Below are 8,500 nucleotides of genomic sequence, written 5' to 3' on the forward strand. Positions count from 1 at the left end.
AGAGATGATTCTTTAGTTTTCTAGTCTTGAAAATAAGTTTGAAATTTTCTGATACAAATCCAAATTACAGTGTAATTAATTTAAAATTAGGCTTTTATCATTTAGTGACATCTGTTATAATTGTCATCACATCTTAAAGCATATTGCAACATTTCCTTTCTACTAATTGTAGGTAATGGTAAAAGTCTTGAAGGTGTGAAAACTAATTTTCATAAAAGGAAAAAGGAGAGAATAAGTATGACGATTTACAATTTTTCTGCAGGTCCCGCGGTACTACCAAAAGCTGTGTTGGAGATCGCACAGTCCGAAATGCTTGATTACAAAAACAGCGGCATGTCGGTGATGGAGCTGAGTCATCGTTCCTCCTTATTTGAAGAGATCATTCAAGATGCCGAAAGCTTATTAAGAGACCTAATGGCGATTCCAGACAACTACAAAGTCTTGTTCTTACAAGGTGGTGCAAGCTTGCAATTTACCATGCTGCCGTTGAATTTGGCACAAGGGAAAAAAGCGTTGTATGTGAATACGGGTTCGTGGTCGAAAAAAGCCATCGGTGCAGCGAAAGCACTCGATAATGTCGAAGTGGAAGTGATCGCTTCAAGTGAAGATAAGAACTTTACCTACATTCCAGAATTGCCAGAAACTGTTGATCAAGATGCCGCTTACGTGCATATTACAACGAACAATACGATAGAAGGAACAGCTTTTGCAAAGATTCCGACCTTTGGCAAAGTCCCAGTAGTTGCGGACATGTCATCGAATATTTTAGCGAACGATTGTAAAGTAGAAGACTTTGGTGTGATTTATGCTGGAGCACAGAAAAATATTGGTCCGGCTGGACTTACGGTTGTGATCATTCGTGAAGACTTGCTCAATCAAGAAGCGATCTTTTCACCAATGTTGGATTACGCATTACAGGCGAAAAACAGCTCTCTTTATAATACTCCTCCGACTTATGCTATATATATTGCGAAGCTTGTTTTTGAATGGGTGAAGGAACAAGGGGGCGTTGCTGGAATTACTGAAAAGGATCAGCAAAAAGCGCAACTATTATATGACGCAATCGAAAAATCGGATCTATTTACAAGCCCAGTGGAGAAAGATAGCCGTTCTATTACCAATGTTCCGTTTGTTACAGGGGATGAGGATTTGGACAAAGCCTTCAATAAAGCCGCTTTAGCTCAAGGGTTTGAAAACTTAAAAGGTCATCGTTCTGTTGGCGGGATGCGGGCGAGTATCTACAATGCCTTCCCAGTCGAAGGAGTCGAAGCTTTAGTCGCATTTATGGCGCAGTTTGAAAAGGAAAATGGAGGGAAGTAGATGTTTCAGATTAAAACATTCAACGCGATTGCTCCTGAGGGAATGGCGCGTTTTGATAAAAAGAACTACCGCATCAATGAAAGCGAAGAGCCAGATGGCATTATTTTGCGCAGCCAAAAGTTACATGACTATGACTTCCCCGAGTCAGTTTTAGGGGTTGCTCGCGCAGGTGCAGGAACAAATAATATTCCAGTTAAAGAGTGCACGGAAAAAGGAATCGTTGTTTTCAATACTCCCGGTGCCAATGCAAATGCCGTCAAGGAATTAGTCATCGCGAGTCTGTTATTAGCAGTTCGCCCAATGGTTCAAGGGATCAGCTGGGTTCAAACATTAAAAGGTGACAATGTTGATGAACAAGCTGAAGCCCAAAAAGCGCAATTTGCCGGAACAGAGTTAGAAGGCAAGAAGCTTGGAGTCATTGGTTTGGGATCAATCGGCGCGATGGTGGCGAATGACGCCTACCGTTTAGGCATGGAAGTTACCGGCTATGATCCGTATGTTTCAGTTGATACAGCTTGGAGTATCTCTCGTCGGGTAAAACGTGCGAAGGATTTGAAGGAAGTCTTGACAAATTGTGATTTCGTAACGATCCATGTACCGTTGACAGACAATACACGTCACTTGATCGGTGATGAAGAATTGATTTACATGAAGAATACTGCTCACCTGCTGAACTTCGCTCGTGGCGAGATTGTCGATACTGACGCAGTGGTGAAAGCAGTCAACGAAGAACGCATCGCTGGTTTTACAACGGATTTTGCGGAAGAAAAACTGCTCCACAATGATAAAATCACCGTATTGCCGCATTTAGGCGCATCAACGGAAGAGGCCGAAGTAAATTGTGCCAAGATGGCGGCTCGCGGCTTGAAGCGCTTCTTGGAAACAGGCGTTATCAAACGTTCGGTTAATTTCCCTAATGTGGAGATGGCTTTTGACTCTCCGTATCGTATTACGATCATCAACCGTAATGTACCGAACATGCTGGGATTGATCGCGTCTGAAATCGCATCATTAGACGTCAATATCGACAATATGGTGAATCGCGGGAAAGATGATCATGCTTACAATTTAGTAGATGTTTCTGAGACGGACCCTGAAAAAATCGCGGCAATCGTTGAAAAATTGGAACAAAACGAAGGTATCATCCGTGTACGTGCGATCAAGCGGGATGAGGAGAGTGAATTTTAATGGTTCAAGTTCATCCATTTAAAGGGATTCGTCCAGCGGAAAAATTGGCGGATAAGGTTGCAGCCCTGCCTTACGATGTTGTGAATTCACAAGAAGCAAAAGAGATGGCTGGTGATAACCGATACAGCTATTTCCATATTGATAAAGCCGAAATTGATTTACCTGCTGATCTTTCACCTTATGATGAGAAGGTCTATCAAAAAGCTGCCGATAATCTAGCAACGTTTCTAGAGAAAGGCTGGTTGTTCAAAGAATCTGATGCCTATTTCTACCTCTATGAATTGGTGATGGATGGCCGCAGTCAGACTGGTATCGTGGCTTGTACTTCGATTCAAGATTACATCGATGAAAAAATCAAGAAGCATGAATTTACTCGCCATGAAAAAGAGATCGATCGGATGAACCATATCCGTACTTGTGACGCGAATACTAGCCCGATTTTCTTGAGCTATCGTCCTCAGACTGAGATCCAAACGATCATCAAAAAATGGCAGAAAGAAAATAAACCGGTTTATGATTTCGACAGCTACCACGATGTGACGCATCGTGTTTGGGTGATTGATCAAGCGGACACAATCAATAAATTAGCTGAATTATTTACTGAGGTAGATGCGCTATATATTGCTGATGGTCATCATCGGACAGAATCAGCAGTAAAAATCGGTTTGGAAAAGCGACAATCGGGCGAACAAAATCCTGAAACGGAACAATTCTTGTCAATCATCTTCCCTGAAGACGAATTAGCAATCTGGGAATATAATCGTGTGTTGAAGGAAGAACCGCCAGCCGACTTTATGGAACGTTTGGCAGAGAACTACCAAGTGACTAAAACAGGCGTTAAGAAACCTGAAAAAGCCGGTGACTGTCAACTTTACGACGGTGTAGCGTGGCATACATTAAGCATCAAGCCTGAGAAGGTACCGAATGATCCTGTAGAAAAATTGGATGTTGCTCTGTTGCAAAAATATGTCTTGGAAGACATTTTCGGAATCAACGATATTCGGACAGACAAACGCATCGACTTTGTCGGCGGGATTCGCGGAACGGAAGAGTTGGAAAAACTTGTCGATTCTGGTGAGTGGAAATTGGCGTTTTCGATGTATCCAACGCAAATGACTGATTTACTGGATGTGGCAGATGCCAAGAAGATTATGCCGCCGAAATCGACGTGGTTTGAACCGAAGCTGTTGAGCGGATTGTTCCTACATGATTTAGAAACGAAATAACCATCAAACTCTCGAAAACTATTTCGAGAGTTTTTTAGTTTTATAATATTATTCTATTGACTATAATGTGTGACACACAGTATAATAAATGTGAAGAGGTGATCATATGCCGGATAAGGATATCGTTCAGAACTATGTGACGGAATTAAAAAGAGGGAATTTAGTTTTGGCTGTATTAGGCAGCTTGAGTACGCCTCATTATGGTTATGCGCTGCTGCAAACATTGCAGGATAAAGGGATGGAGATTGAGGCTAACACGCTGTATCCTTTGCTCCGACGCTTAGAGAAGCAGGAGCTGTTGGAAAGTGACTGGGACACAACAGAAAGCAGGCCGCGAAAATACTATACAATCAGTAAAACAGGAACAAAGGTTAGGGAAAAGTTGTTTGAAGAGTGGAAGGATATGCAGAAAAGCCTGATTGGCATCTATTCGGAGGGGTGAAAAATGGAAAATACAATCGAACGTTATATAGCAGCAGTTGTCCTGCAACTGCCAGAAAATGAAAGAGCGGAAGTCGCGAAAGAATTACGCAGCAATATTTATGATATGTTATCAGATCGACCGAATGATGCTGAAATTGAAAAAGTCTTGCGATCAATGGGTTCACCAACGAAACTGGCTGAACAATATCGGCAGAATCCGCGCTATCTTATTTCTCCGCAGGTTTATGATGAATATATACGCTTGTTGAAATTATTAGTACCGATAGTTGGGATTATTACAGTAATAGTGGGGGCTGTTTCTGGTGTTTTTGAGACTCTGCAACAGAGTGGACCACAAGTTGGTCGAGTGCTGCAAGTAATGTTCCAATCTGGGATACAAAGTGGTGTGTCTGGGGTCATGCAGACGCTGGTTTGGACGACGATCGGGTTTGTCATAGCAGAACGGACAGGTGCTTTTAATCGTAAGAAAAAAGAGGATTGGAAAGTAGAGGATTTGCCGCCGCTGACTACGGAAAAACTGATTCCGATTTCTGATCCAGTAGCAGAGATCATAGGGACAATGGTTTTCAGTGCTTTTCTAATTTTGGGATCTACGAATCAATTCGCCGCTGTTTTTACGAAAACAGGACCTGTGAACATTGCTGTTCCAATATTCAGCGATGAGTTTGTAAGGTACCTAATTCCAGCATTGATCATCGGAGTGGTTTTGACAGTAATAGCAAATGCAATGAAAGTATTCGATCGCTGCTGGACCAATCGCGTGTGTTTATGGTCGATTATTGATAATGCAGTTTCAGCAATGATGTGGGTCTTTTTACTGATGCGAGAAAATATTTTCAGTTCCGAGTTAGTCGAACTATTGCAGGAGCAAACCTGGTCCAGCGGTGATGTGCTGCACTATATCTCAACTGGCAACACCGCATCAATCCGCTTGATCATCAGCCTTGTGATTGTGGTGATTTCGACAATCCAAATTATTTCTGTGCTTTATAATCGCAGTAAACGTGATTTGCCTAACAGCTATATTAACCGGGAACAGGCTTAATTGAAAAGGGAATAGAAAAAGAATAATTATTTAAGTTTATGAATAGATATACAAAAAAGCTGTGAAGACTGAGCGTCGCAGCTTTTTTTATATGAAGAAATGAATGAGATAATTGGAAATTATTCGTTAAACTATGCTTTCACCTAATATAATTTTCGGCATCGTAGTCAAACAGCGGTTCCAGCGTTTGTAGAATTTTTCTAGGCCCAATTTAGATATTCTGGCATGGGCTGCCTCATCCTCCAACACCCAATGGAAGACATAGGTTACTTTGCCAACATTCCTTGTAAGTCGGATAGGTAGTTCTCCATCCCTAACTGCATTAAAATCCTTTTGTCGATGAGTGCGTTTAATGTAGTGGACATCAATAACCCCGTCTTGTTCTAAATAAAATGCCGCGACTTCCTTCATCAACGCCTCAATTTCTTCTAGCTTATTCAGCTTTGCTTCATAGATACAGATTTCATTAAACATATAGCACCTCCTAAAAGATCCGTTTATCTAAGTATATCAAATTAACGATTAGAAAGAGCGCTGTATAATTATACGTTTTCAGATTTTATACTATATTCCAATAATGTGAGGTTTGAGTCAATTTTTTGCCGAAATTTTAGTTGGAGGAGTATTCTTAAAAAGAAGATTTTTCATTAGGAAGAAGGTGGCAGAAAATGGATCGAGTAAATAAATTTTTTAGAAATAATCGACTAATGAGTATTTCATTGGTTTTAGCACTCTTCAGCTGTTTGATTGGTCGTTTTTCGACTGATTTTATTGATTATAAAGTGATCTTTAGCTTATTTGGTTTAATGTTGTTGATCCAAGGCTTTGAACAGGTCGGTCTTTTGCGATTCGTCGCGCAGAAATTGCTGCATTTTTCAAAGAATAGCCGTCAGCTTGTTCAGTTAATGATTGTTTTGTCCTTGGTAGGTTCGATGTTTTTAACAAATGATGTCGCGATTTTGACTTTGCTGCCGATCTATTTGAAGCTTTTGTCAATGCTGCCGAAATTTAAAGGGCGTTTTCTAGGCAGTGTGTTGATCATCGTAGCCGCGAATTTAGGCAGCAGTTTTTTCCCATTTGGGAATCCGCAAAATTTATACTTGTACGATTATTATCACGTACCACTTGGTCAGTTTTTGAGTTGGATGTCACTGGTTCTTTTGGTTAGTCTGATTTCGCTGGTATTTTTGACTATGTTGGTAGCGAAGGATTCTCTGAAAGAGATTGATTTGAAAGAGAATCAAGTTGATCGCAAAGAGACATTCTTACTAACTGCATTGATGCTGGTGATGATTTTAGTTGTGCTGGATGTTCTACCTTATGAATGGATGATTCCATTGGTTGCACTAGTTGTTCTATTTTATCGGCGTGAACTGTTTAAAGAGGTGGATTACGGCTTATTGTTGACCTTTGTCTGCTTTTTTATCATCGTCGGGAATGTTGGTGAAGCGAACTTCATCAAGGAGTTTTTGAAGTCTTTGAGTGGAAAACAAATCTATTTAGCTGGTCTGGGTCTGAGCCAAGTCATTTCCAATGTTCCAGCGGCCTTTCTGATTGCTCCTTTTACCACCAATCAACAGGCGGTCATTTTAGGTGTGAATATCGGTGGATTAGGAACACTACTGGCTTCTTTAGCCAATCTGATCGGCTATAACCTATTCCGTATTTATTTTCCAAATGACACCAAAAAATTCTTAGGCTTATTCAGTATTGTTAATTTTAGCTTGCTGTTTTTGCTGGGAGGTATCTTTTACTTCTTCATCCATTAAAAAGCTCAGAGAATTCCTAATAATCAGCTAAGTTTCTTATGGGAATTCATCCAAAAACCATGAAAACGCTTTAAATAGTGTTAAGCTAACCTTGTGAGAAATGACTGAGGGGGATTTGCGATGAAAGATAATACAAAATTCATTCATGGTTATGGGGCGTTTGATGAAGAAACCGGTGCTTCATCAATTCCAATTTATCAATGTTCAACTTTTAAACAAGCATCTATCAAGGATAAACAGCCTTATACCTATTCACGTTTCGGAAATCCGACACGTACAGCGCTAGAAGAAGCGGTCGCTGCAATGGAGAGTGGAAAATACGCGACTGCCTTTGCATCTGGGATGAGCGCGATCTCAGCGGTTTTGTTAAGTTTTAATCAGGGCGACCATTTAGTGATGTGTAAAAGCATTTATGGTGGGACGTTCCAATTAGTAAATGAAGTCATGAACCGATTCGGAATAGAAGTGACATTTGTGGACGAGACGAATCTGAAGGAATGGGAGCATGCGATTCGACCAAATACTCGTGGGCTTTATTTAGAAACACCGTCGAATCCATTGCTATCGGTGACGGACATTGCAGGAGTGGTGGCGATTGCTAAAACGCATCATTTAGTGACGATGATCGATAATACCTTCATGACGCCACAATTTCAGAAACCGCTGAAATTAGGTGTCGATGTGGTAATCCATAGTGCGACTAAGTTTATCAATGGTCATAGCGATGTTGTGGCGGGGTTAGTCGTAACCAATGATGAAGAATGGCATAATCAAATCAAGCTGCAGCAAAAGGTTCTTGGCGGAATTTTAGGCGTGGAGGACTGCTGGTTGACAATGCGAGGATTGAAGACGATGGGTTTACGGATGGAGCAAAGTGCCCGCAGCGCTGAGAAAATTAGTCAGATGCTGGAGAATCATCCAATCGTTAAAAAAGTTCATTATCCTGGCTTGCCGAGTCATCCTGGTTACAAAGTCCACAAACGTCAGGCATCATCTGGCGGAGCGGTGCTGTCGTTCGAACTAGCCAATAAAAAAGCGGTTTATACTTTTGCGGATGCATTGCAGCTACCAATAGCCGCTGTCAGTCTAGGTGGTGTGGAATCGATCTTGTCTTATCCTGTGACAATGAGCCATGCTTGCGTACCGAAGGAAGAACGAGAGAAGCAGGGAGTGACAGAAGGACTGCTGCGTCTGTCAGTCGGAATAGAGGACACAGAAGACCTGCTAGAGGATTTAGAGCAAGCATTAGCTAAAGTTCGTGTAGCAGTTAAATAAGGGCAATAAGCACGTTGGAATACAACCCAAACGTGCTTTTTTGAATGACTAAAAATGATTTTCTTAATATGAAGTAGTTGCGAGTCCAACTTTTCGCAGTAAAAAGAAATTTCAAGCTGTTTTAGTATTCAAAGACAGAACAATTGATGTGAAGTTTAGTAGGATCGTATACGCAGTGAAAATAAAACTCATTTTTTTGTGTTTTTAGAAAAATGATTCCCTTAATATGAACT

Annotated in this window: 8 protein-coding genes; 7 read left to right on the forward strand and 1 reads right to left on the reverse strand. The window is 41.0% G+C overall.

From position 1 onward, the window contains the following. Positions 1 to 237: 237 nt before the first annotated feature. From serC to E6139_RS12000, 5 genes are all read left to right on the forward strand, one after another. Entirely contained in the window at positions 238 to 1,320 is a 1,083-nt protein-coding gene (gene serC, locus E6139_RS11980) for a 3-phosphoserine/phosphohydroxythreonine transaminase (RefSeq protein ID WP_316403305.1), read from the forward strand. Further along, positions 1,321 to 2,508 carry a 3-phosphoglycerate dehydrogenase family protein gene (locus E6139_RS11985; protein WP_316403306.1) on the forward strand — a complete coding sequence of 396 codons (1,188 nt, stop codon included), beginning with the start codon at positions 1,321 to 1,323 and terminating at the stop codon, positions 2,506 to 2,508. Then, entirely contained in the window at positions 2,508 to 3,734 is a 1,227-nt protein-coding gene (locus tag E6139_RS11990; protein ID WP_316403307.1) for a DUF1015 domain-containing protein, read from the forward strand. Before E6139_RS11985 ends, E6139_RS11990 begins: the two co-directional genes overlap by 1 nt. Before the next feature lie 106 nt (positions 3,735 to 3,840). After that, positions 3,841 to 4,176, forward strand: coding sequence for a PadR family transcriptional regulator (locus tag E6139_RS11995; protein ID WP_316403308.1), 336 nt, complete (start codon positions 3,841 to 3,843; stop codon positions 4,174 to 4,176). 3 nt (positions 4,177 to 4,179) lie between these two features. Continuing rightward, positions 4,180 to 5,223, forward strand: a complete 1,044-nt coding sequence (locus tag E6139_RS12000; RefSeq protein ID WP_316403309.1) for an HAAS signaling domain-containing protein — start codon at positions 4,180 to 4,182, stop codon at positions 5,221 to 5,223. Between the two features lie 126 nt (positions 5,224 to 5,349). On the opposite strand, the gene E6139_RS12005 is transcribed toward E6139_RS12000, so the two are convergent. Next, positions 5,350 to 5,697, reverse strand: a complete 348-nt coding sequence (locus E6139_RS12005) for a hypothetical protein (RefSeq protein WP_316403310.1) — start codon at positions 5,695 to 5,697, stop codon at positions 5,350 to 5,352. A 194-nt stretch (positions 5,698 to 5,891) separates the two neighbouring features. Between E6139_RS12005 and E6139_RS12010 the strand changes: the two genes are divergently transcribed. Both E6139_RS12010 and E6139_RS12015 read left to right on the forward strand, forming a co-directional pair. Further along, positions 5,892 to 6,992, forward strand: a complete 1,101-nt coding sequence (locus E6139_RS12010; protein WP_316403311.1) for an SLC13 family permease — start codon at positions 5,892 to 5,894, stop codon at positions 6,990 to 6,992. Positions 6,993 to 7,112: 120 nt separating this feature from the next. Further along, positions 7,113 to 8,267 (forward strand): PLP-dependent aspartate aminotransferase family protein, encoded by a 1,155-nt coding sequence (locus E6139_RS12015; protein ID WP_316403312.1) that lies wholly within the window; start codon positions 7,113 to 7,115, stop codon positions 8,265 to 8,267. Positions 8,268 to 8,500 lie beyond the last annotated feature (233 nt).

It is taken from the genome of Enterococcus sp., assembly GCF_032555305.1.
Taxonomy (GTDB): domain Bacteria; phylum Bacillota; class Bacilli; order Lactobacillales; family Enterococcaceae; genus Enterococcus_A.